The sequence below is a fragment of the Acidobacteriota bacterium genome, from assembly GCA_012517875.1.
Lineage (GTDB): Bacteria > Acidobacteriota > JAAYUB01 > JAAYUB01 > JAAYUB01 > JAAYUB01.
The window spans coordinates 1-22042 of the sequence record JAAYUB010000081.1; the positions used below are offsets into that span (position 1 = coordinate 1).

General features: G+C 64.6%; 25 protein-coding genes. 21 read left to right on the forward strand and 4 right to left on the reverse strand.

The genetic code is table 11. The features are described 5' to 3' along the window. Positions 1-972: DUF481 domain-containing protein (locus tag GX414_08455; protein ID NLI47124.1), on the reverse strand; the 972-nt coding region annotated here is incomplete at its 3' end. A 325-nt stretch (positions 973-1297) separates the two neighbouring features. On the opposite strand from GX414_08455, the gene GX414_08460 reads away from it, so the two are divergent. The 11 genes from GX414_08460 (at position 1298) to GX414_08510 (ending at position 12851) form a co-directional block, all read left to right on the forward strand. Further along, positions 1298-2323 carry a magnesium transporter gene (locus GX414_08460; protein ID NLI47125.1) on the forward strand — a complete coding sequence of 342 codons (1026 nt, stop codon included), beginning with the start codon at positions 1298-1300 and terminating at the stop codon, positions 2321-2323. A gap of 132 nt (positions 2324-2455) precedes the next feature. Continuing rightward, the gene (locus tag GX414_08465) at positions 2456-3307 is read left to right on the forward strand and encodes a flagellar biosynthesis protein FlgM (GenBank protein NLI47126.1); all 852 of its coding nucleotides are present in this window, start codon (positions 2456-2458) and stop codon (positions 3305-3307) included. Between the two features lie 271 nt (positions 3308-3578). Further along, on the forward strand, positions 3579-4607 hold the full coding sequence (locus tag GX414_08470) for a hypothetical protein (GenBank protein ID NLI47127.1): 1029 nt from the start codon (positions 3579-3581) through the stop codon (positions 4605-4607). Between the two features lie 255 nt (positions 4608-4862). After that, positions 4863-6128, forward strand: coding sequence for a hypothetical protein (locus GX414_08475; protein ID NLI47128.1), 1266 nt, complete (start codon positions 4863-4865; stop codon positions 6126-6128). Positions 6129-6190: 62 nt separating this feature from the next. Next, positions 6191-7234, forward strand: a complete 1044-nt coding sequence (pstS, locus tag GX414_08480) for a phosphate ABC transporter substrate-binding protein PstS (protein NLI47129.1) — start codon at positions 6191-6193, stop codon at positions 7232-7234. A gap of 16 nt (positions 7235-7250) precedes the next feature. After that, entirely contained in the window at positions 7251-8147 is an 897-nt protein-coding gene (pstC, locus tag GX414_08485) for a phosphate ABC transporter permease subunit PstC (GenBank protein ID NLI47130.1), read from the forward strand. A gap of 1 nt (position 8148) precedes the next feature. Further along, positions 8149-8997 (forward strand): phosphate ABC transporter permease PstA, encoded by an 849-nt coding sequence (gene pstA / locus GX414_08490; GenBank protein ID NLI47131.1) that lies wholly within the window; start codon positions 8149-8151, stop codon positions 8995-8997. After that, the gene (gene pstB, locus GX414_08495) at positions 8979-9737 is read left to right on the forward strand and encodes a phosphate ABC transporter ATP-binding protein (protein ID NLI47132.1); all 759 of its coding nucleotides are present in this window, start codon (positions 8979-8981) and stop codon (positions 9735-9737) included. Before pstA ends, pstB begins: the two co-directional genes overlap by 19 nt. Positions 9738-9751: 14 nt before the next feature. Then, on the forward strand, positions 9752-10411 hold the full coding sequence (gene phoU / locus GX414_08500; GenBank protein ID NLI47133.1) for a phosphate signaling complex protein PhoU: 660 nt from the start codon (positions 9752-9754) through the stop codon (positions 10409-10411). A gap of 23 nt (positions 10412-10434) precedes the next feature. Beyond that, complete coding sequence (locus GX414_08505) at positions 10435-11124, forward strand: response regulator transcription factor (GenBank protein ID NLI47134.1); 690 nt, start codon at positions 10435-10437, stop codon at positions 11122-11124. Then, positions 11121-12851 carry a HAMP domain-containing protein gene (locus GX414_08510; GenBank protein NLI47135.1) on the forward strand — a complete coding sequence of 577 codons (1731 nt, stop codon included), beginning with the start codon at positions 11121-11123 and terminating at the stop codon, positions 12849-12851. The genes GX414_08505 and GX414_08510 overlap by 4 nt, the downstream gene beginning before the upstream one ends. Before the next feature lie 42 nt (positions 12852-12893). Here the strand turns inward: GX414_08510 and GX414_08515 are convergent, their stop codons facing one another. From GX414_08515 to GX414_08525, 3 genes are all read right to left on the reverse strand, one after another. Beyond that, on the reverse strand, positions 12894-13088 hold the full coding sequence (locus GX414_08515) for a hypothetical protein (protein ID NLI47136.1): 195 nt from the start codon (positions 13086-13088) through the stop codon (positions 12894-12896). Between the two features lie 187 nt (positions 13089-13275). Continuing rightward, positions 13276-13533, reverse strand: coding sequence for a hypothetical protein (locus GX414_08520; protein ID NLI47137.1), 258 nt, complete (start codon positions 13531-13533; stop codon positions 13276-13278). Positions 13534-13713: 180 nt separating this feature from the next. Next, a complete protein-coding gene (locus tag GX414_08525) occupies positions 13714-14982 on the reverse strand; it encodes a radical SAM protein (protein NLI47138.1) in 1269 nt (422 codons plus the stop codon). 195 nt (positions 14983-15177) lie between these two features. On the opposite strand from GX414_08525, the gene GX414_08530 reads away from it, so the two are divergent. From GX414_08530 to arsM, 10 genes are all read left to right on the forward strand, one after another. After that, positions 15178-16491 (forward strand): hypothetical protein, encoded by a 1314-nt coding sequence (locus GX414_08530; protein NLI47139.1) that lies wholly within the window; start codon positions 15178-15180, stop codon positions 16489-16491. Positions 16492-16501: 10 nt separating this feature from the next. Further along, positions 16502-16735: a thioredoxin family protein gene (locus GX414_08535; protein ID NLI47140.1), complete on the forward strand. Its 234-nt coding sequence runs from the start codon at positions 16502-16504 to the stop codon at positions 16733-16735. A gap of 25 nt (positions 16736-16760) precedes the next feature. After that, complete coding sequence (locus tag GX414_08540; protein NLI47141.1) at positions 16761-17378, forward strand: thioredoxin fold domain-containing protein; 618 nt, start codon at positions 16761-16763, stop codon at positions 17376-17378. A gap of 61 nt (positions 17379-17439) precedes the next feature. After that, the gene (locus GX414_08545) at positions 17440-18135 is read left to right on the forward strand and encodes a cytochrome C biogenesis protein (protein ID NLI47142.1); all 696 of its coding nucleotides are present in this window, start codon (positions 17440-17442) and stop codon (positions 18133-18135) included. 27 nt (positions 18136-18162) lie between these two features. Then, positions 18163-18507, forward strand: a complete 345-nt coding sequence (locus GX414_08550; GenBank protein NLI47143.1) for a winged helix-turn-helix transcriptional regulator — start codon at positions 18163-18165, stop codon at positions 18505-18507. Then, complete coding sequence (locus GX414_08555; GenBank protein ID NLI47144.1) at positions 18504-18950, forward strand: hypothetical protein; 447 nt, start codon at positions 18504-18506, stop codon at positions 18948-18950. The genes GX414_08550 and GX414_08555 overlap by 4 nt, the downstream gene beginning before the upstream one ends. A gap of 54 nt (positions 18951-19004) precedes the next feature. Beyond that, positions 19005-19433, forward strand: a complete 429-nt coding sequence (locus GX414_08560; GenBank protein ID NLI47145.1) for a hypothetical protein — start codon at positions 19005-19007, stop codon at positions 19431-19433. Next, complete coding sequence (locus GX414_08565) at positions 19421-19855, forward strand: arsenate reductase ArsC (protein ID NLI47146.1); 435 nt, start codon at positions 19421-19423, stop codon at positions 19853-19855. The genes GX414_08560 and GX414_08565 overlap by 13 nt, the downstream gene beginning before the upstream one ends. A 43-nt stretch (positions 19856-19898) precedes the next feature. Then, a complete protein-coding gene (gene arsB / locus GX414_08570) occupies positions 19899-20975 on the forward strand; it encodes an ACR3 family arsenite efflux transporter (GenBank protein NLI47147.1) in 1077 nt (358 codons plus the stop codon). A 13-nt stretch (positions 20976-20988) separates the two neighbouring features. Then, complete coding sequence (gene arsM, locus GX414_08575) at positions 20989-21765, forward strand: arsenite methyltransferase (GenBank protein NLI47148.1); 777 nt, start codon at positions 20989-20991, stop codon at positions 21763-21765. The last annotated feature ends 277 nt before the right edge of the window (positions 21766-22042 follow it).

A 22042-nucleotide genomic window follows, 5' to 3' on the forward strand; every position in this document is an offset into this window, starting at 1 on the left:
CAGCGTCAGGTGCCAGTCCAGCCACTTGTTGAGGGTGGTCACCGCCGCGGCGCTGAAGACGAAGCGGTACTCGCCCGTCTCGCTCAGGTTCGGGAAGACGACGAAGCTCTCGGTGAAGCCGAACCGCCCCGCCAGCTTCGTGGCGTAGTTCTGGCCCAGCATCAGCTCGCCCGTCGTTCGGTCGGGGTCCACGAAGAAGTATTCCTTGTTCAGGTTGCCGCCGCCGAACACCTGGAACTGGGTGACGTCGTTTTTGACAAGGTAGTAGCCGGCGCCGCCGCCCAGGACCAGCCGCAGGTCGAGCTGCTGGAACGCGTCGTACTCCAGGTCCGTGATCCCGAACACGCTGAAGCGGTCCGACAGGAAGATGTCGTAGCGGGCACCGCCGCGGATCGCCTTGGCCGTCGTCAGGCTCTCCCCGCCCACCTCCGACCGGCTGTAGAGCGAGCCGACGTACAGGGAGGTCTTGTCCCGCCGGGTCTCGCGGACGGCGTTGGCGCCCAGGGTGAAGGTCAGGGTGTCAGTGTTGCCGGAGGCGACGCTCAGGCCGGCGTCGGCGAACCCGCTCCACAGGTCGAGCAGGCCGGGGTTGCGGTAGCGTTCCGCCTCCGCCAGGTAGAAGGCCTGTTCCGCCTCGTTGCGGATGGTCGCCACCGCGGCGCGGCTCAGGGTGACCGAGCCGGTCTCTTTCGTGGTGACCTGGAGTTTGTCTCCATCCGTCGAAACGGTCCCCGCCACGGTCTGCCCGTCGGACAGCCCCAGGTACAGCGGCTGGTCGGACTGGATTGTGGCGATTTCCGCCATGGCGATGGTAACGTCGCCCATAGCCTTGGTTTTCAGTGTCAGCGCCGTGGCGTCGGCCTTGACAACGGCGCCGGTAATCCGGTCGCCGTTCGCCAGGGTAACGATGTCGGCGGACGCGGCGCCGGCCAGCGCGGCGACAGTAATGAGAATCAGCACGATTTGTTTCATAAGATGCCTCCAATGACTGTTGACACATGAACGGCCTCCGCATCCGAACGGGCGGATGGCGTCCTGCAATCAACTGGATTGTACCAGATCGCGTCCGCAAGCACCGCAGTTTCATGAACGCGCCCGCCGCCGGACCGGCGGTTGGCCTGATGCCTGAGATTGTTGGCCGACAACCTGTTGAAATCGGCTACAATGAAGCCGCCTTCCCCATTGTCTTTCGGGAAGCACAGCAATCAGCGTCGGGTTGGCTCTTCGATCGAGCGGATGTCGCCCGGCTCCGGGCGGGACCGGGCCGAACCCGCTGCGTAACAGGAGGCAGAAGCTCATGCGGACCCGCTGGTTTCGTCGTCGTGAGAAGACAACTGAACCGAAGGAGGGCGGCGGCCATCCGCACGACCCGGTGGTGCGGCACGCCCGCCGGGACTTCGCCACGCTGCGCCGGGGAATGACTGTGGCCCAGGCCATGGACGCCATCCGGTCGCAGGTCCTCGGCGAGCGGATCGTCTACTTCTACATCCTGAACGCGGAGGACCGCCTGACCGGCGTCCTGCCGGTGCGCCGCCTGCTCACCGCACCACTGGACGCTCTCATCGGCGACCTGGCCTTCGACCGGGTGGTGGCGATTCCCGACACTGCCACCGTCATGGATGCATGCGAGTACTTCCACACTCATCGTTATCTGGCTTTGCCGGTGGTGGACGCCGAACAGCGGCTGGTGGGTGTGGTGGATATCGATTTGTTTACCCACGAGATCGAGGACATCGCCGCGCGGGCCCAGGTGGACGAGGCCTTCGAGGCCATCGGTTTCCGCATCAGCCAGTTGCGCCGCGCCGGCGCGCCGGCGGCGTTTGCGATCCGCTTTCCATGGCTGCTGGCCACCATCATAAGCGGCACGCTCTGCGCCTGGCTGGCCAGCGCGTTCGCCGACACCCTGGCCCGGGCGCTGATCCTGGCTTTCTTCCTGACTCTGGTGCTGGCCCTGGCCGAGAGCGTGAGTATCCAGTCCATGACCATCGCCATCCAATCGCTGCGCTTCATCCGTCCCACGTGGCGCTGGTATGTCACCACTGCCAGCCGGGAGCTGGCCACCGCGGTGCTGCTCGGCCTCGGCTGCGGCGGCGCGGTAGCGGGCATAGTCTGGGCCGGCTGGGGCGCATCGGCGCAGGCTCTGGTGATCGGCGCCAGCATCGGCCTGTCGCTGGCGGCGGCCTGCCTGTACGGGCTGAGTGTGCCGTCGCTCCTGCACTCGCTGCGTCTCGATCCGAAGATCGCCGCCGGTCCCCTTACCTTGGCCATGGCCGACATCACCACCATCCTCGTCTACTTCACCCTCGGCACCGCCTTCCTCTAATCGGCGACCATCGGGCGGACGGATGGCTCGACCGCCCGTTCCTGCATCACCCAAGACAGGTCGGGTGTTTTAGAGTACAATGATGGCTGGAGCCTGGTTGGCTGTCAGGAATTTCACGACCGGAGGTGGACGATGCGTTGGAGAGGCGAACGGCGCAGCGACAACGTTGAAGACCGGCGCGGCGTGCGGCCGGCGGGCTTGGCCATCGGCGGCCTGGGCGGCATCGCGCTCATCGTGATCGCCCTGCTCATGGGCGCCGATCCCATGCAGTTGCTGCAGCAGGTGGGCACCACGTCCATGTCGAGCGACCAGGGCGGCCAGGCTGCCACCAATCCGGAAGAAGACAAGTTGGCCGAATTCGTCTCGGTGGTCCTGGCCAGCACCGAGGATGTCTGGGTGGACCAGTTCCAGCGGGAGGGGATGGCCTACCAGGTTCCCAAGCTGGTTCTCTTTACCAGCCAGGTTCAATCGGCTTGCGGCATGGCCGGTTCGGCCACGGGGCCTTTCTACTGCCCCGCCGACCAGAAAGTGTACATCGACTTGCAGTTCTACCAGGACCTGCAGAACCGCTTCGGCGCCCCCGGCGACTTCGCCCAGGCCTACGTGATCGCCCACGAGATCGGCCACCACGTACAGAACCAGCTGGGCATCCTCGAAAAGGTGCACGAGGCCCAGCAGCGCGTCAGCAAGGAGCAGGCCAACCAGCTCTCGGTGCGGCTCGAGCTGCAGGCGGATTTCCTGGCCGGCGTCTGGGCCCACCACACCCAGAAGATGCGGGGTATGCTCGAGTCGGGCGACCTGGAGGAGGCCATCAACGCCGCCGCGGCCATCGGCGACGACCGCCTGCAGCAGGCCGGTCAGGGCTACGTCGTGCCGGATTCCTTCACCCACGGCACGTCCGAACAGCGCGCCCGCTGGTTCCGGCTCGGCTACGAGACCGGCGACATGAACCGGGGCGACACCTTCAACACAAACCGGCTCTGAATCGTAAAATCGCACGCAACTTGCACACGGGTCCCGGCCATCCGAGGCCTGGTTCCGACGCCTTCGGGGCCGACGCCCCCCGCCGGTACGCGCACGTTGCCCGCCAACTGCTCCAACACGCCTCGCACCACCCCTCGGTGTTCCCTGTTCGGCCCTTCCCTGCCTCCCGCCGGTTCCGGAGCATCTGATTTTGTGAATCCGCCGTTATCCGACGGTCCTCTAATTTCGGCAATCGGATGTCCGCTGAGAAAACCACCGATTGGAGCGCCCCATGAAACAAATGGTATGTATTCTGATAAGCGGTGCCCTGGCGATCCTCGTGCCTGCCGCTCTGGCCCGGACCGAGACGTTCGACCTCGTGACGTTCGCCACGCCGGCCGGACAGCGCAGCAGCGGGAACGACCACGTGGGTTTCACCGAAACCGCCGGCAACGCGTTTCTTCAGCTTGCGGTCTACCGCAGCGCGGCTGGCAGCGGCAACGCGGCCCGCGATTTCGCCGCCGAGTGGGACGATCTGGTGTCCCGGCGCTACCGCGTGCTCGGCGATGTCAACAGCGAGACCGCCAACCTCGACGGCGGCTGGGCGCTGACCATGGGCAGCGCCCCCGTCCACGCCGAGGGGACGCAGGGCTTCGTGTCCATGCTGGCCGTGTTCAGCGGCCACGGCGTCAAAGTGTCCGTGCTGATCAATCTTAACGACCAGCGTTTTCAGCCGAAGGTGGACGCGTTCCTTGAGAGCATCCGGCTGCGTGAGCCGCCGCCTCAGGCCGCCCCTGCGGCGACCGTGGCCGCCGCGCCCGCCGACGCCGGCGGCCAGCCGCCCCTGGCCGGCCGGGATTGGTACAAGTCGGTGGCCTCCTATTCCAACTGGGGCTTCAACCCTTCGGCTGCAGAGATCGCCAAGATCGGCAACCAGGGCTACACGCGCTGGTCCTACATGTTCAAACCAGACGGCACCTATGCCTTCACACGCGAATTCTGGTCCATGAACAAGTACCAGGAATACTGGTTCCATGAGGAGACGGGCACCTACCGCATCGCCGGCGACATCCTAACCGTCACGCCCCGTACCGCCCGGCGCATCCTGCGCAACAAGGCCGGCCAGCAGCAGGGCGACACCGTGCCCGCAGAGCTTGAAACGACCACCTACCGCTACGGCTATCACTATTTCGAGGGGTTGGGCGAGTGGAATCTGGTGCTGACCCCGACAACGGGCCAGCCCACCCGGCGCGACGGCTCCTTCTCCAGCAACGAGCTTTTCCCCACGTCGTACTTGTTCGGTCCGCCACCCGGGCGATGACGGCGCCGAGCCTCCCAGGCCCCATAGAACCCGAACACCCGTCGACCCGGACCGGCTGCCCGCCGGGCGGGTCTGCCTCAGCCTGTCCCGCCGCCGGGATGTCATCTTTCTTAATCGGTTCTTAACCGTTTCCTCATCATATCCTGTCCTCAAGTTGATTCAATCCTCATCTGATTCTTACGGTCCGAGGCCAGAATGCGCGCGCCCGAGCAGAGTGTGCCTGAACGCACAAATCCCTTTCAAGGAGTTATCACTATGAGACTGCTGCGTGTCATTCTGGCGGCGGCGCTGCTGGCCCTGACGGCCGCGCCCGCCTGGGCTCGGCCCGACTCCACGGACGAGATGGCCGAGAAGATCAAAAGGATGGAGGAGCAAATCGCCGCCCAGCAGGCCATGCTGGAAGAGATGAAGCAGGCGATGGAGGCGCAGAAGGCGGAGACCACCGCCGAGGTCAAGAAAACCGCGCTGGAAACCGCCCAGAAGGAAGTGGCCAAGGAGACCAAGGCCCACAACCTGACCGGCTGGAAGTTCGGCGGCGACATCCGGCTGCGGTACGAGGGAACGTACTACGACAGCGAGTCCAGCCAGGACCGCAACCGGTTCCGCCTGCGCGGCCGGATGAAGGTCACGAAGAACATCGGCTGGGGCGTCACGGGTTATTTGCAGCTCGCCTCCGGTTCCGAGGCCGGCGCCACGTCCACCAATCAGACGCTGACCGACAGTTTCGACAAGAAGGGCATCTGGCTCGACCAGGCCTACCTCACCTGGACCCCCGACATCGAAGGACACTTCTTCACCTTCGGCGGCGGCAAGTACGCCAACCCGTTCCAGTCCACCCCAATGATGTGGGACACCGACGTGAATCCCGAGGGCTTCTACCAAAACCTGGCCTATGAATTTGGCAACGTGCAGCCGTTCTTCACCTTCGGTCAGCTCATGATCAAGGAAAACGGCTCCGGCAAGGACGCCTACGCACTGGCCTACCAGGGCGGCGTAAACGCCAAGATGGACAAGTTCGGCGCCTCGATCACGCTGGCTTACTATGACTTTGTTCGCTACGACACCAACTACAAGTATGCCAACGGCAACACGACTCAGACGGTCAACAGCGTGACCACCCTGGACGCGGGGGACTTCAACATTTTTGAAGTGCTGGGCAAGGTTACCTACAAGGCCCGCTACCCGCTGGAATTCTTCGTGGACTACGCCGTCAACACCGGCGCCGAGGGCCCGCACGCCGATCAGGACACCGCCTGGAGCGTGGGCGGTCAGATCGGCCAGAACAAGAAGCAGAAAGACTGGTCGGTCGCGTACCGTTACGCCAACATCGAGGCCAATTCCGTGATAGGCGCCTTCAGCGACTCCGACTTCGGCCACAACAACCGGAAGGGGTCCGAACTGAAGTTCAAGTACAACATCTACGACCCGCTGTCTTTCGGCGCAGCGTTTTGGATGACGGACAAGATCGTGGGTTCCGACGAATGGACCCGGCTCCAGATCGACCTCGAGTACAAGTTCTGATGAAATCCGGACGGGCTCGACGGCCCGCCCGGATCTCATGATCAAGAAATCAAACAGGAGGAATCATGAAAATAGTATCGACGATCCTGACCATCCTGGCGGTCCTGTGTCTCGGCGGCGCGGCCCTGGCGGCCGAGGAGCTGCTGGGGGCCGGGGCCACCTTCCCCGAGCCGCTCTACTCTAAGATGTTCGACGTCTACTACAGTCAAACCGGTAACAAGGTCAACTACCAAGGCATCGGCTCTGGCGGCGGCATCCAGCAGATCCTGGGCAAGACCGTCGACTTCGGCGGCACCGACGCCTTCCTGACCCCCGAACAGCTGGCCAAGTCCCCCGACAACCCGCTGCTTCACATCCCCACTGCCATGGGCGCGGTGGTGGTCACCTACAATCTGCCGGGCAAGCCCCAGCTCAAGATGACTCCCGACGTGATCGCCGGCATCTTCCTCGGCCAGATCAAGAGCTGGAACGATTCCCGGATCACCGGGCTGAATCCCGGCGTGCAGCTCCCGGGCGATCCCATCGTGGTGGTGCACCGCTCCGACGGCAGCGGCACCTCTTTCGTGTTCACCGACTACCTGAGCAAGGTCAGCCCCGAGTGGAAGGATAAAGTCGGCGCCGGCACCGCGGTCAAGTGGCCGGTGGGCCTCGGCGGCAAAGGGAATCCCGGCGTGGCCGGCCTGGTGCAGCAGATGAAGGGCGCCGTGGGCTACGTGGAACTCTCCTACGCCAAGAAGAACAACCTGCCGTACGCCGTCGTCAAGAACCGCGCCGGCAACTTCATCGTCCCGTCCATCAAGAGCGTGTCGCTGGCGGCCGGGGCCTCCATGCCCGACGACACCCGCGTCTCCATCACCGACACCGACGCCAAGGACGGCTACCCCATCAGCGCCTTCACCTGGATCCTGGTCTACCGGGAGCAGGCGTACGGCGGCCGCACCGCCGGCAAGGGGAAGGCCATGGCCAAGCTGCTCTGGTGGATGACCCACGAGGGGCAGAAGTACTGCGCCGAGTTGCTGTACTCCCCCCTGTCCAACGAAGTCAAGGCCAAGGCCGAGAAGATCATCAAGTCCATGACCTTCAACGGCCAGCCCATCCTGAAGTAGGCGGCGGAGCGCGCGCATGAGGCGGGAGAGGCTGTTCCGGAACCTGTTGCGGCTGGCGGCCTGGCTGGTCGGGCTGAACGTGCTGGTGATCGCCATCACCCTGTTCTGGGGCGCCTCTCCCACTCTGCGCCAGTTCGGTCCCGGGTTCCTGTGGAGCAGCCACTGGAACCCGGTGACCGACGAGTTCGGCGCCCTGCCGTTTTTGGCCGGCACGCTGGCCACCTCGTTCCTGGCGCTGGCGCTGTCGCTGCCGCTGTCGCTGTCCATGGCCATCCTGCTCGGCGAGTTCCTGCGGGGCGGGTGGCTGTCCAACGTGTTCAAGAGCCTCGTGGACCTCATCGCCGCCGTCCCCTCGGTCATCTTCGGCTACTGGGGGCTGATGGTTCTGGTGCCATGGGTCCGCGAGGCCGAGTTGCAATTGATGCCCCTCGGGCAGCGCCTGGGTATCGAGATCATGCCCTACGGCGTGGGCGTGCTCACCGCCTCGCTGGTGCTGGCGGTGATGATCATCCCCAACACCGCTTCAATCGCTCGGGAGGTCCTCGAACTCGTCCCCCGGGACATCAAGGAGGCGGCCTACTCGTTCGGGGCCACCCGCTACGAGGTGGTCCGCTCCGTCATCGTGCCGTACGCCCGGTCCGGCATCTTCGCCGGCGTGCTGCTCTCGCTGGGCCGGGCCCTCGGCGAGACCATGGCCGTCACCATGGTCATCGGCAACACGAACGAGATGCCCGCCAATCTCTTCGCGCCGGCCAACACCATGGCCAGCCTCATCGCCAACGAGCTGGCCGAGGCCACCACCGCCATTCATTATTCCTCGCTGGTGGCCGTCGGCCTGGTGCTGTTTCTGGTGACCACCGGGATCAATTTCATCGGTACGATTATCATCAGGAAAATGAGCGTGCAGGCCTGACATGCGCGAACCGAAACTGAAACGCCGCCTCTTTGTCAACGGGCTCTTCCGCGCCGGGATCTACGGCCTGGCCTGCGCCGCGCTGCTGCCGCTGTTCCTCATTCTCATCGACGTGTTCCGCCAGGGCCTGCCGGTAGTTGACTGGAACTTCCTGGTTAACATGCCCAAGGCCACCGGGGAATCGGGCGGCGGCATCGCCAACGCCATCGTCGGGTCGCTGATGCTGATCGGGCTGGCGGCGGCGCTGGCGGTGCCTTTGGGAGTAGCTGCCGGGGTGTACCTGTCAGAGGCGCGCCAATCCCGCCTGGCCTACTTCACCCGTCTGGCGGTGGACGTGCTGCAGGGCATGCCCTCGGTGGTCATGGGCATCATCGCCTACCTGTGGCTCGTCCGGGTGATGGGCAAGTTCACCGCCCTGTCGGGCGGCCTGGCGCTGGCGCTCATGATGCTGCCGCTGGTGGTCCGCGGCACCGAGGAAGTGCTCAAGCTGGTCCCGGCGCACATCAAGGAGGCATCGCTGGCGCTCGGCGTCCCCCACTATCGCACCGTGCTGCGCGTCATCATCCCGTGCGGCCTGCCGGGGATCATCTCGGCGGTGCTGCTGGGCGTGTCACGCGTCGCCGGCGAGACGGCGCCGCTGCTGTTCACCGCCTTCGGCAACCGCTTCCTGGAGTTCAGCCCGCTCAAGCCGGTGGGCTCGTTGCCGCTGACCATCTTCACCTACGCCATGAGCCCCTACCAGGACCTCCAGGCCCAGGCCTGGGGCGCCTCGGTGGTGCTGATCGTGCTGGTGCTGGCCACCAACATCATTTCAAGGGTCGTGATCACGCGATGGAAAATCCAATTCTGAGAACGGACAACCTGCACGCCTACTACGGCGGCCAGCTCGCGCTCAAGGGCGTCACCATGGCCGTGCCGGAAAAGCGGCTCACCGCCATCATGGGCCCGTCAGGCTGCGGCAAGAGCACCCTGATCCGGTGCCTGAACCGGATGCACGAGCTGATCCCCGGCGCCTGGGTGGAAAACAAGGTGTTCCTGAAGGACAAGGACCTCTACGCCATGGAGCCCACGGAAGTCCGGCGCCTGATCGGCATGGTCTTCCAGCGCCCCAACCCGTTCCCCACCATGAGCATCTTCGAGAACGTCATCGCCGGCTACACCCTGAACAGCACCCGGCTTAAACGGGGCGAGGCGGACCGGATCGTGGAGGAGTCTCTGCGGAAGGCCGCCCTGTGGGAGGAGGTCAAGGACCACCTGCACAAGAAGGGGACGTTCCTCTCGGGCGGGCAGCAGCAGCGCCTCTGCATCGCCCGGGCGCTGGCCCTGAACCCCGAAATCGTTCTCCTAGACGAACCCACCTCCGCCCTGGACCCCAAGGCGACCGCCTCCATCGAGGAGCTGATGGAGGAACTCAAGAAGGACGTATCCATCTGCCTGGTCACCCACAACATCGCCCAAGCTAGCCGCGTATCCGACTACACGGCGTTCATGTACCTGGGCGAGCTGGTGGAGTACAATACCACCGAGAAAATGTTCACCGTGCCGCAGGACAAACGCACCGAAGAGTACCTCGTGGGAAAATTCGGTTAGGGAGAGATACACGGATGTTGGCTGAGAAAATAATGGAGATGCGCGAGCGGCTCATGGAGCAGGCCAACCTGGCCGAGGAGATGATCGACCAGAGCATCCGGGGCCTGGAAGAGCAGGATGGCCGGCTGCTGCGAGAACTCCTCACGGTGAGCGAAGCCCGCCTCAACGAGCTGGAAATCGAAATCGGCGAGCAGTGCGCCACGATCATCGCCCTGCACGAGCCGCGGGCCAAGGACCTGCGACTGGTTTTGCTGGCCCTGCGCATGGCCACGGACCTGGAGCGGATCGGCGACCATGCCGTGAACATCGCTCAGAGCGCCCTGTTCCTCATCGAGCGCCCGCCGGTCAAGCCGCTGGTGGACATCCCGAACATGGCCGCCGAGACGCGGGCCATGCTCCGGGACAGCATCACCTCGTTCATCCGCGAGGATGCCGCTCTGGCCGAGGGCATCCTGACCCGCGACGACCGGATCGACGAGTACCGCGATCAGATCCACCGGGAGCTCATCACCTACATGGTCTCCGACGCCACCACCATCGAGCGGGCACTGCACCTCATGCGCGTCACCGCCAACCTGGAGCGGGCGGCGGATCTGTCCACCAACATCGCCGAAAACGTCATTTACCTGGTGCAGGGCCGCGTGGTCAAGCATGGTCACCGGGACGAGCCCTGACCGCCGGGAGGAAGGTGTTACCCATGAGTCCGAGGGAGACCGTAGCGATCGTCGAAGACGACCCCGACATCCTCAAGCTGGTCACCGAGACGCTGGACAAAGGCGGGCTTGAGACACTGGGATTCACCCGGGGTGATGACTTCCTGCGCCACACGAAGCGGCGCGCTCCGGACGCCGTGGTGCTGGACCTGATGCTCCCCGACACTGACGGTCTGAGCATCTGCCGACAGCTCCGGGCCGCCCCCGAAACCGCCCAGATGCCCGTGCTGATACTCACCGCCAAAGGCGAGGAAACCGACAAGGTGCTGGGCCTGGAGCTCGGCGCCGACGACTACGTGACCAAGCCGTTCTCGCCGCGCGAGCTGCTGGCGCGGGTGCGCGCCCTGCTGCGGCGGAAGAAGACGCCCGTCACCGCCGGCGCCATTCTGGAGCTGGCCGGCCTCCTGGAGTTGAACCCGGAGGCGTTCACCGTCACCGTCAGCGGCCGCCGGGTGGAGCTGACCTCCACCGAGTTCCGGCTGCTCCGCGTCATGCTGGAGGGCAAGGGGCGGGCCTTTTCCCGAGACCAGCTTCTGGACGCCCTCTGGGGGAACGAGAAGTACGTGGTGGACCGCACCATCGACGTCCACATCAAGAACCTGCGGGATAAGCTGGGCGCAGCCGGCAAATACATCAAGAGCATCCGCAGCGTGGGGTACAAGATCGAGGAATGAAGACGATTCCCTTTTCCGTCAAGCTCTTCCTGAGCTACGTCCTGGTAGTGGCCGTTGTCGCCCTGGGTGGGCTCCACTTCATGAGCCGCCGCATCACGGACTACAACCTGGAGAGCGTGTCGGCCAGACTGCGGTCGCTCTGCCAGACCATCGGCCGGGAGCTGGGTCCGATCGCGGAATCTGGCGACCGCGAGCGGTTGGACCGGGAAGTCAAGATCCTGGGTGGCCGGCTGCTGGTCCGCATCACCTTTGTGGATCCCGACGGCGTCGTGCTGGCCGATTCGTCGGCTGATCCGCCCCGCATGGACAACCATGGCAGTCGCCCCGAGATCGTCGGCGCCATGACGCTGGGCGAGGGGCGCACCGTCCGCCACAGCGACACCTTGAAGGAGGATCTGCTGTATGTCGCCCGGACATTTCCGGATGACGGGCCGGCGCGCGGCGTGATCCGGGTGAGTCAGCCGCTGCACAGTGTCGTCGCTCTCCGCCAGCAGCTCCTGGGCTCCATCCTCCGCATCACCGGCGTCAGCCTGCTGCTGGCGCTCCTGCTGGCGCTGCTGTTCGCCCGGCTGCTGACCCGGCCGGTGCGCAAGCTGGCCTGGGCCGCCGAGCGGGTGGCGCAGGGTGACTTCGACACCCGTGTCTTCCTGAACCGCCGCGACGAGCTGAAAGCCCTGGCCGACGCGTTCAACCGGATGTCCGCCGAGGTCAGCCGGCTGTTCAAGGAGACGGCGCGCCGGAGCGAGGAGTCGCGCGTCATCCTGTCCTCGATCCGCGAGGGTCTGGTGGTGGTGGACGCCGACGCCCGGATCGTTCACGCCAACGACGCGCTCTGGAGGATCCTCGGTTGCGACCCCGCACCGGGCAGACCGTACTGGGAGGTGCTCCGGTCACCGAAGTTCGCCGAGGGCCTGCGTGCCGTCAAGGCCACCGGCGCCGGCGCCGCCGAGGAGATTACCCTGGGGGACCGGACCTTCCTCTGCGGTTTCAATCCTCTGCCTGAAAACGCCGCCACGGTGGCGCTGTTCGTGGACATCACCGAGCGCAAACGCCTCGAGGAGATCAAACGCGAGCTGGCGGTGAACATCTCCCACGAGTTCAAGACACCCCTGACCGCCATCCGCGGATTCGCCGAGGCGCTGGAGGAGGAGCCGGTTCTGAACCGGGAGTACGTCGCGATCATTCGGCGCAACGCCGAACGCCTGGCGCGCATCACCGACGACCTGCTCCTGCTGGCCCGGCTGGAGCAGCCGGCCAAGGCGCTGGATCTGGGCCCGGTGGACCTGCGGGAACTGGCCGAGAGCACGGGTCGGCTGTTCCAGGCCCTGCTGGCCAAGAAGAACCTTGCCTTCACAATCGAGGCGACACCGGACCTGCCCCGAGTTCAAGGCGACCGTTTCATGCTGGAGCAGGTCTTCGTCAACCTGCTGGAGAACGCCGCCCGCTACACCGAGCGGGGCGGGATCACGGTCCGACTGCGCCGCGACGCGTCGCGCGCCGTCGTCGAGGTGGCCGACACCGGCATCGGCATCGCCGCCGAGCACCTGCCCCGGATCTTCGAGCGTTTTTACGTGGTGGACAAGTCCCGCTCCCGGGCGACGGGCGGCACCGGCCTGGGCCTGTCCATCGTCAAAAACATCGTCCTGCAGCACGGCGGCGCCATCGACATCCGCAGCGCACCCGGCGCCGGCACCACCGTCACCGTTGCGCTCCCGACCCTGCCGTAGCCTTTCCGATACACGATTGTCGTTGGAATGATCGGGATTCGATCAGGGCAGGTTTTCCAGGTCGTTCAGATCTTTGAGACGGCCGGCGGCCTGCTTGTTGACTTTCAGGTCGTTTAGATGGATGACCGGACCCGGCACACCGTCGATGACGGCCCGGACGGCCAGCCCAAGGCAGTCTTCAAAACGGCAACCCGAAGCGGATGTGATGATCTGAATCCGAAAAGGCGGGTGCCCCATTCGAATCACTTTATTCGGGTCGAGGAAAATGTCCGGGCAGAGTTGGGGTGTGTTGAATCCAAATTATTTCAACGCCATAACGAAGCGTTGGGCGTTGTCCGCCGAAACCGCCTCCCAGACATCGAGATCGCCCGTCGCCCGCGGATATCCGTGCCAAGCCACCGCATACCCGCCCACCAACAGGTAGTCAACCCCCGTCGCGTTCAGCGATGACAAGAACTCTTTGAAGTCCTTCGGCAGTCTCATCATAGCCGTAACAGACCCTGCGCAATAGTTCCAGAGCGAGGAGCCGCTCGGCCCCAGTTCGGGTGAGCCAGAACGGAACGTCATGACCGGACCGGTTCAGATCGACCACGTCAAATATCCGCCGGTCGAGGCAAGCTGAATCCAACACGGCTTCCACCGATCCGCACGTCTCACCATCAGGTACGATATCGTTGCTCATGGCTGGAATCCCACGCGTCGAATCGGCTTGGTTATAGCACGAGTTGCCCGGTCTCGCCCGTGTTGATCGAACCGCACGGACGGCCCGGCTGCGGTGCTTATCCAAAACAGATCGGCAGCTGCTGACGTCACCCGTCGTATCGCGACGTGACTCTGGCGGCGGGCCCCATCGAGGACACGGTTATGGGCAGAGGATGACACCCCGCGCCCACGGACACCCGGCGCAGGTCGGGAATCCGCTGCCGAAGCAGTCGGTCTCGTTGGACGCCGACAGATCGCATTCGGAGCAAACGTGGCAGGGGGCGAAGTCAAACGACCGCACCTTCTGGCGGAACGCCAGGTACTCCGGGTCGAGCCACAAGTTGTTCAAGGTCGCCTGTCCGATATGCCCCGCCGTGTACGGGTGAGACATTCGCGTATGGCCATGCTCATGTCGGACATGCGGGTAGAGCAGGGGCAGGCACGGGCTGACGCGGCCGTCCCAGCCGATGACGATGGCGCCGGACTCGATGAACGGGCAGCTGCCGCGGCTGGACGCACCCGCTTCATTCGTAAGGTTCCAACCGGAGTGGCTGATGGCGTTGAGTACCGGGGAACTCAGCCGGTCCCAATCCAATCGGGGCAGCGTGAGCGTCCGCGCTGCGGCTTCGCCCGGAGCGGAACCGCGAGACAAACCGTGTCCGCAAAGGACTTCGGATTGCATTTCGGCCGTGTGCGGCAGCACGTTGCTCACCAGGATGTGCCGGGCACCCAGCCGGTCGCCCAGCCGGAGCAGCGCCGGCAGCTCGGCCTGGTTGCACCGCATGATGACGAACACGAGGCCCAGGGCCGCACCATGTCGGGCGTGGGATCGTCGGGCGGCCTGGAACGCCTCAACATTCGCGATCACCTGCTCCAGGGTTGCCCCTGGGCGGATCGCCGAAAACGTCTCCTCCGAGACTCCGTCCAGCGACACCCACAGCATGTCCAGCCCCGCGTCCAGCAGCCCATGGGCGATGGATTCGGTGAGCAGGGTGCCGTTGGTGATGAGCGAAACGCGGCTGCCTAGTTGTTTGCTCCGGCTGACCCACTCGACGACGCCCGGATGGAGAAGCGGTTCCCCCAGCCCGCCCCAGATGATTTCAGGCGGTGGCGAAATCTCAGCCAGACTCGCGAACAGGCGCTCCGCCGTCTCCGACAGCATGGATCCCGGTGGCGCTTCCCACGCCAACCGCACGCAAGTCCGGCATTCCAGGTTGCACCGGTTGGTCGCCTCGACATAGACCTTGGCCAGCCGGGTCAGCGGCCGGCGCAGGAGCAGACCGCCGGCCTGCTCCTCGATTTGGATCTCACTTCCGGCCAGAAAGCCGGATCGTTTGGCGGCCTCGACCGGCAGGGCGAGCGTGCCCTGTTCAGTGAACCGCGCGGTCCATTGACCGGCCGCTTCCCCTCCGGAACGCGGATCCGGCACCGGTTCGCCGTCTCCGCAACAAGAGGCGTGGCGAGGGGGCGGGTCTTTGAGGTGACGGTCGTTCAACGCGCTGCTTTCCTTTTTCAGCCGATGAAAAAAAATTGTAGCATGAATTGCTTTGACATGATGCTGACATTTTGTTATTTAGCCAATTTGACAAATGATAATGTCGATTTTCGACTGGAGCAAGACTGAATGAAGTGGAAAGACGAGTGGAAGAAGCTGGCGATTCTGGCGGCGGCGTTCCTGGCCTGTTTCTACCTGCCGGTGGAATATCTGCAGGGTTGGACCCGGCTCAAGGCCGCGATCTGGGAATCGCTGTACCTGGTCCGCTGGTACGCCCAGGAGCACGTGCTCCTTTGCCTGGTGCCGGCGTTTTTCATCGCCGGAGCCATCAGCGTGTTCATCAGCCAGGCGTCCGTCATGAAGTACCTGGGCGCCAAGGCCAACAAAGTGGTGGCGTACGGAGTCGCGTCCGTTTCGGGGACAATTCTGGCGGTCTGCTCCTGTACCGTGCTGCCGCTCTTTGCCGGCATCTACCGGATGGGCGCGGGGCTGGGGCCGGCGGCCGCCTTCCTCTACTCGGGACCGGCCATCAACGTGCTGGCCATTATCCTGACGGCGCGGATCCTGGGCCTGGAGCTCGGCGTGGCCCGGGCGGTGGGCGCGGTAGTCTTTTCGGTCATCGTGGGTCTGGCCATGCATTTCATCTTCCGCAAGGAGGAGTTGGAAAAGGCGAACAATCAGGCGGACCTGCCCGCACCGGAAGTCAGCCGGCCGCTCTGGCAGAACGCCCTCTTCTTCGCCGCCATGGTGGGCGTGCTGGTGTTTGCCAACTGGGGCAAACCGGCGGAGGCATCCGGCTTCTGGGTCGCCGTCCACTCGGTCAAGTGGATTCTGACAGGACTTTGCGCGGTGGGGCTTGGCCTCAGCCTGGTGTTCTGGATCCGGGTGGCCTGGTTCAAGGTGGTCCTGACCGGAGCGGCCACGGCGACGCTGGCGGCCGTTTTCCCGCACGAGCCCATGATCGCGTTCGCCGCCGGGGTGATCGGCCTGTCCTGGGCCACCAGTACCGACACGGCCGAGGGCGGCGAGTGGTTCAGCCAGAGCTGGAGCTTCGCCAAGCAGATCATGCCGCTGCTGCTGGGCGGAGTCCTGGTGGCCGGCTTTCTGCTCGGCCGGCCCGGCCACGAGGGCTTGATCCCGTCGGAGTGGGTGGCGGCGGCCGTGGGCGGCAATTCGCTGGCCGCCAATTGTTTCGCCTCAATCGCCGGGGCGTTCATGTATTTCGCCACGCTGACCGAGGTGCCCATCCTGCAGGGCTTGATCGGGAGCGGCATGGGCAAGGGACCGGCTCTGGCGCTGCTCTTGGCGGGGCCGGCCCTGTCGCTGCCCAGTATGCTGGTGCTGCGCAGCATCATGGGCACTAAGAAGACGGTGGTTTTTGTCTCCCTGGTGGTGGTGATGGCTACCATTACCGGGATGATCTATGGAGCACTGTTCGCATAAGGAGACGATGATGAAGAAAATCCAGATCCTGGGCACCGGCTGCCCGAAGTGCAAGCAACTGGCCGAAAACGCCGAGGCGGCCGCGAAGGCGCTCGGCCTCGAGTACGAACTGGTCAAAGTCACCGAGATCAACGAGATTATGAAATTCGGCGTGATGATGACTCCGGGCCTGGCGGTGGACGGCGTGGTCAAGTCAGCCGGCAAGCTGCTCTCGGCTGACGATATTAAAAAGATCCTGGTTTGAGCCACTGAGCCCGACGGAGGAGACCATGAAGACCAACGGGTGGAAGATCCTGATCGTCGCGGCGCTGGTCGCCGTGGTGGGAGTCATCCTGGCCACGAAGCACCGGCCGGTGGCACCCACTGTGCCGGCGGACGCATCGACGCAACCCCAGGCCGCGGCGCCACCGCAGACGGCGTTGGAACAACCGGCGTCCCCGGCTGAGCCCGCGGTCCCCGCATTGGAAACGGCGGTCCGGACAGCGGCGCAGACCAAACCCGTCACGGCGCCGCCGGCTGCGCGTTCGAACACCTCCGGCCAGAACGCCGCCCAGTCGGCGCAGCCGGATCCGCCGGCTCCAGCCGCGGCCCCGCCCGCGCCGGAGAAGAAGTTGCCGAAACTGTTGGACCTGGGGGCGAAGAAGTGCATTCCCTGTAAAATGATGGCGCCGCTGCTGGAGGAACTGGCCAGGGACTACAAGGGCCGGATGGACGTGGAGTTCATCGACGTCTGGGAAAATCCTGGGGCTGCCGAGAAGTACAAGGTCCAGAGCATCCCGACCCAGATCTTCTATGACGCCGAGGGCAATGAATTCTTTCGCCACGTGGGCTTCTACCCCAAGGAAGACATCCTGGCCCGGTTCAAGGAAAAAGGAATCACGTTTTAACAACACTCTCCACTTTTTCTACCAATCACCGGACCACCTCGGTCCGGGCTGAGGATGGAACATGGAATCACTGTTTACGACCCTGACCCACGCCGTGGAAGGCTCGGCCCTGGTGGCCCTGGCGGCATCGTTCCTGTGGGGCGTGCTGAGCATCCTGCTCAGCCCCTGCCATCTGGCCAGCATCCCGCTCATCGTGGGTTTCATCAGCGAACAGGGTCAACTCACACTCCGGCGCGCTTGCGGCCTGTCCGCGCTGTTCAGCCTGGGCATTCTGGTGACCATTGCAATGATCGGGGCCGTCACGGCCGCCTTGGGCCGCATGATGGGCGACGTGGGCGCCTGGGGCAACTACGCCGTGGCGGCGATCTTCTTCCTGGTGGGGCTGCACCTGCTGGACGTGATCCCGCTGCCCTTCTCCGGACCCGGCAACATCGGCCTCAAGCGCCGCGGCCTGCTGGCCGCTTTCATCCTGGGACTCGTGTTCGGCATCGCCCTGGGGCCGTGCACCTTCGCCTACATGGCCCCGGTGCTGGCCGTGACCGTGAAGGTGGCGGCCGCCAACGCCCTCTTTGCCGGGCTGCTGCTCACGTTTTACGGCCTGGGGCACTGCGGGGTGATCGTCACGGCGGGCACTTTTACCGAGGTGGTGCAGGGGTACCTGCGCTGGAATGAGAAGTCGCACGGAGCGATGATCCTGAAGAGGGTGTGCGGCGTGCTGGTCCTGCTGGGCGGCGTATATCTGATCTATACCGCCTGATTCCGAACCGCGGAGGAAAATGTGACAATGGATTGGCCCGGTTTGAAACATGAGGCGCTGGTGTTCAAGGCGCTGGCTCACCCAAGCCGCCTGGCCGTGGTCGAGGCGCTCGCCTGCGGGGAGCGCTGCGTCTGCGAGCTCCAGGAGCTGGTGGGTGGCGACATGTCCACCGTGTCGCGGCACCTCTCGGTGCTGAAAAATGCCGGCGTGATCGTCGACGAGAAGCGCGGCCAGTGGGTGTTCTACCGCCTGACGCTCCCCTGCGTGCGGACATTCCTGAACTGCTTGCGCCACCCCGCCGAGGCGTCCCAATGCACGACGGCGTCGGCAAAGCCGGCCGCGGTGTGTCGGCAGAAGGTGGTGCGGCGATGAGACGGCGACTGGTGGCAACCTTGTGCCTGGGCTTGTGGCTGACGGTCGTTTCAGGCCTCGCTGTCTTGGCGGCGGATGCGCAACCCGCTCAGCCGGCGCCGGCGGCTGCCCGCTACGTGGTGTTCTACTTCCACGGCAAGTTCCGGTGCCCCACCTGCCTGAAGATCGAGCAGCTGGCGGCCGAAGCGGTCCGCGACGCCTACGCCGACTACCTGGAGCAGGGCACGGTCCAGTGGCGGACCGTGGACGTGGACCGGCCGGAACACCGGCATTATTCGGACGAGTTCAAGCTCGAGACCTCCACCCTGGCCGTCGCCCGCCTGAACGGCGACCGGGTGATCAGCTACACGAAGCTGGAGCGAGTCTGGGAATTGGTGGATGGCGACGAAACCGAGTTCGCCCGCTACGTGCAGGACGCGATCGATCGGTTCATGGCGGAATGACTCCGGATAAACCGTCGCGCCCGGACACCGAATTTTCCTGCCAAGGAGCCCCTGATGAAAAAATCCAAGGAAAGCCGGCCGGCTGATTCCCCGACCCCGGTATCTCCAAAGGAAGCCCTGGCGCGCCTCCAAAACGGCGCGACGCTGCTGGACATCCGCGAGGCCTACGAGACCAACTTCCGCGTCATCGACGTCCCCGCGGTGATTCAGGTTCCCCACCGCGGATTTCAAGACCACTGGACGGAAATCCCCCGGGACGTCCCCCTCATCCTGATGGACAACGTGGGCGTGCGCAGTCCGGAGATCGCCCGGTTTCTCATCGAGAAAGGTTATCAACAAGTCGCCTACATCATCGGCGGCGTGGTGGACTGGGTCAAAGGCGGGCTGCCGGTCCTGGTGGACCGCAACTACGAGCTGGTGGGCCAGTGCTCCTGCAAGCTGCGGCCCAAGAATCCCAAGGAAGAGCCCAAATGGAAAAAATAAGGGTTCTGTTCTTGTGCACCGGCAATTCATGCCGCAGCCAGATGGCCGAGGGGTGGGCGCGACACCTCAAGGGCAGCGTCTTGGCGCCCCACTCCGCGGGCACGGTGGCCAAGGGGCTCGATCCGCGCGCGGTGCGGGCCATGGCCGAGGCAGGAGTGGACATCTCCGCCCAGCGGTCCAAGACGGTCGAAGAGATCAAGACGGTTCCCTTCGACTGGGTGGTCACGGTGTGCGGCCACGCGGCGGAGAGCTGCCCGGTCTTCCCCGGCCGCGTCCAGCGGATGCATGCCGGGTTCGACGACCCGCCGGCACTGGCCCGCGACGCCGCCTCTGAAGAGGAGGCCATGGCCCACTACCGGCGGGTCCGCGACGAGATCCGGCGGTTTGTGGAAAGCCTGCCGGAATCTCTCCGCGAGGCGTGAGTCAACGATTGTCAGGAGCCGAATGCTCAAAGGAGTGTGACGTATGACCGAAGGCATTTCCCGCCGCCTGTCGTTTCTGGACCGCTATCTGACGCTCTGGATCTTTCTGGCCATGGGCGTCGGCGTGGCCACCGGCTACCTGTATCCCGGCATCAACGCGTTCTGGAACCGGTTCAACTCCGGCACCACCAATGTCCCCATCGCCATCGGCCTGATCCTGATGATGTACCCGCCGCTGGCCAAGGTGCGCTACGAGGAACTGGGCCGGGTCTTCCGCAATGTCAAGGTACTGGGCCTGTCGCTGGTGCAGAACTGGGTGATCGGCCCGATCCTGATGTTCGGGCTGGCGGTGGCGTTCCTGGCCGACAAGCACGAGTACATGGTGGGGCTGATCCTCATCGGCCTGGCCCGCTGCATCGCCATGGTCATCGTCTGGAACGACCTGGCCGAGGGGGATCGCGAATACGCCGCCGGACTGGTGGCGTTCAACTCCATTTTCCAGGTGCTGTTCTTCTCGGTCTACGCCTGGTTGTTCATCACCGTCGGGCTGCCGCTGGTGGGGCTCAAAGGCTCGGTGGTGGACATCTCCATCGGCCAGATCGCCGAAAGCGTGTTCATTTACCTTGGAATTCCGTTCCTGGCGGGCCTGTTCACCCGGCTGATCCTGGTCAGGCTCAAGGGCAAGGAGTGGTATCACGCCAAGTTTGTCCCGGTGATCAGCCCCATCACCCTGATCGCGCTGCTCTTCACCATCGTGGTCATGTTCAGTCTCAAAGGTGAGTTCATCGTGAAGTTGCCATTGGACGTGGTGCGGATCGCCATCCCGCTGCTGATTTACTTCGTGGTCATGTTTCTCGTGTCGTTCTGGCTGTCCAAGAAGGCCGGGGCCGATTACGGGCAGTCGACGACCCTCTCGTTCACGGCGGCATCGAACAACTTTGAGCTGGCCATCGCCGTGGCTGTGGCGGTGTTCGGGATCAACTCCGGGGAAGCCTTCGCTGCGGTGATCGGCCCGCTGGTGGAAGTACCGGTGATGATCGCCCTGGTCAACGTGGCGTTCAAGATCCGCGGGAAGTATTTTCGCTGCGCCGATGCGGTGTCCGCGCCGGCCGGTCGATAACAGGAGAACAATCATGGACGAAAAAAAAGACATCCGCGAGATGGTGCAGCAGGCCTACGCGTCGGTGGCGCGGCAGCAGTCCGGCTGCTGCTGCGGACCGCAGAGCTGCTGCGGAGCACCCGCGGCGGCCCCGGCGGAGGCGGGCCTGCCCCAGGCGGACCTGGGCCTGTCCTGCGGCGATCCGCTGGCGTATGCCGACGTCCGTCCGGGCGAAGTGGTGCTGGACCTCGGGTCCGGCGCCGGTCGGGACGTGTTCATCGCCGCCCGCCAGGTCGGTCCGGACGGCCGGGTGATCGGCGTGGACATGACCGACGACATGCTGGCGCTGGCCCGGCGCAACGCCGTGCGGTTCACCGGGTCCACCGGTCTGGCCAACGTGAAATTCCGGAAGGGATTCATCGAAGACCTGCCGGTGGGCGACGCCGAGGTGGATGTGGTGATTTCCAACTGCGTCATCAACCTCTCGCCGGATAAGGCGCAGGTTTTTCGCGAAGTCTTCCGGGTGCTCAAGCCCGGCGGGCGGCTCACCGTGAGCGACATCGTCCTGAACCGGGACCTCCCCCCGGCGCTCCGCGCGAACGATGCCCTGTACGCCGGCTGCATCGCCGGGGCGCTGCGGCGCGAGAAGTACATCGGCGCCATCCGGGCAGCGGGTTTCGCGCAGGTGGAGATCTTGAAGGACGCGCCCTACACCGCCGCGGGAAGCATCACCGACCCGGTGACCCGAGAAGTGGGTGACGAATTGGCGGGCGTGGCCTCCAGTCTCACCATCCGGGCTTTCAAGCCATGAGACGGCCGAAGACTCCGGCCAGCACCGCGACGCCACACCATCACGGTGGCGGCAGCGCGGCGCATGCATCACAGCGTGTCGATCAATGGTTGAACGGGTAAATCGGTGAATGGGTCTCGAATATGGGCTCCGTGATCCTGAGCCCAGAACCCAGGTCCGATTTTCGATATCCGGTTGCGAAGTCCGATGTCCGCGTTACGAGAACAAGCCGCGAGCCACGTTGACGATGACGAATCACGATCGGTAAGTACAACGGGCTTGGCAATCCCATTTCCTG

Coding starts and splice junctions, on each gene's coding strand:
- GX414_08520 (NLI47137.1), bottom strand. CDS start 13,533: ATGAGCAACGATATCGTACCTGATGGTGAGACGTGCGGATCGGTGGAA.
- GX414_08565 (NLI47146.1), top strand. CDS start 19,421: ATGGAAAAAATAAGGGTTCTGTTCTTGTGCACCGGCAATTCATGCCGC.
- GX414_08465 (NLI47126.1), top strand. CDS start 2,456: ATGCGTTGGAGAGGCGAACGGCGCAGCGACAACGTTGAAGACCGGCGC.
- GX414_08530 (NLI47139.1), top strand. CDS start 15,178: ATGAAGTGGAAAGACGAGTGGAAGAAGCTGGCGATTCTGGCGGCGGCG.
- GX414_08505 (NLI47134.1), top strand. CDS start 10,435: ATGAGTCCGAGGGAGACCGTAGCGATCGTCGAAGACGACCCCGACATC.
- GX414_08470 (NLI47127.1), top strand. CDS start 3,579: ATGAAACAAATGGTATGTATTCTGATAAGCGGTGCCCTGGCGATCCTC.
- GX414_08460 (NLI47125.1), top strand. CDS start 1,298: ATGCGGACCCGCTGGTTTCGTCGTCGTGAGAAGACAACTGAACCGAAG.
- pstB (NLI47132.1), top strand. CDS start 8,979: ATGGAAAATCCAATTCTGAGAACGGACAACCTGCACGCCTACTACGGC.
- GX414_08545 (NLI47142.1), top strand. CDS start 17,440: ATGGAATCACTGTTTACGACCCTGACCCACGCCGTGGAAGGCTCGGCC.
- GX414_08560 (NLI47145.1), top strand. CDS start 19,005: ATGAAAAAATCCAAGGAAAGCCGGCCGGCTGATTCCCCGACCCCGGTA.
- GX414_08555 (NLI47144.1), top strand. CDS start 18,504: ATGAGACGGCGACTGGTGGCAACCTTGTGCCTGGGCTTGTGGCTGACG.
- GX414_08540 (NLI47141.1), top strand. CDS start 16,761: ATGAAGACCAACGGGTGGAAGATCCTGATCGTCGCGGCGCTGGTCGCC.
- arsB (NLI47147.1), top strand. CDS start 19,899: ATGACCGAAGGCATTTCCCGCCGCCTGTCGTTTCTGGACCGCTATCTG.
- phoU (NLI47133.1), top strand. CDS start 9,752: ATGTTGGCTGAGAAAATAATGGAGATGCGCGAGCGGCTCATGGAGCAG.
- pstA (NLI47131.1), top strand. CDS start 8,149: ATGCGCGAACCGAAACTGAAACGCCGCCTCTTTGTCAACGGGCTCTTC.
- GX414_08515 (NLI47136.1), bottom strand. CDS start 13,088: ATGGGGCACCCGCCTTTTCGGATTCAGATCATCACATCCGCTTCGGGT.
- GX414_08510 (NLI47135.1), top strand. CDS start 11,121: ATGAAGACGATTCCCTTTTCCGTCAAGCTCTTCCTGAGCTACGTCCTG.
- arsM (NLI47148.1), top strand. CDS start 20,989: ATGGACGAAAAAAAAGACATCCGCGAGATGGTGCAGCAGGCCTACGCG.
- pstC (NLI47130.1), top strand. CDS start 7,251: ATGAGGCGGGAGAGGCTGTTCCGGAACCTGTTGCGGCTGGCGGCCTGG.
- GX414_08550 (NLI47143.1), top strand. CDS start 18,163: ATGGATTGGCCCGGTTTGAAACATGAGGCGCTGGTGTTCAAGGCGCTG.
- GX414_08475 (NLI47128.1), top strand. CDS start 4,863: ATGAGACTGCTGCGTGTCATTCTGGCGGCGGCGCTGCTGGCCCTGACG.
- GX414_08535 (NLI47140.1), top strand. CDS start 16,502: ATGAAGAAAATCCAGATCCTGGGCACCGGCTGCCCGAAGTGCAAGCAA.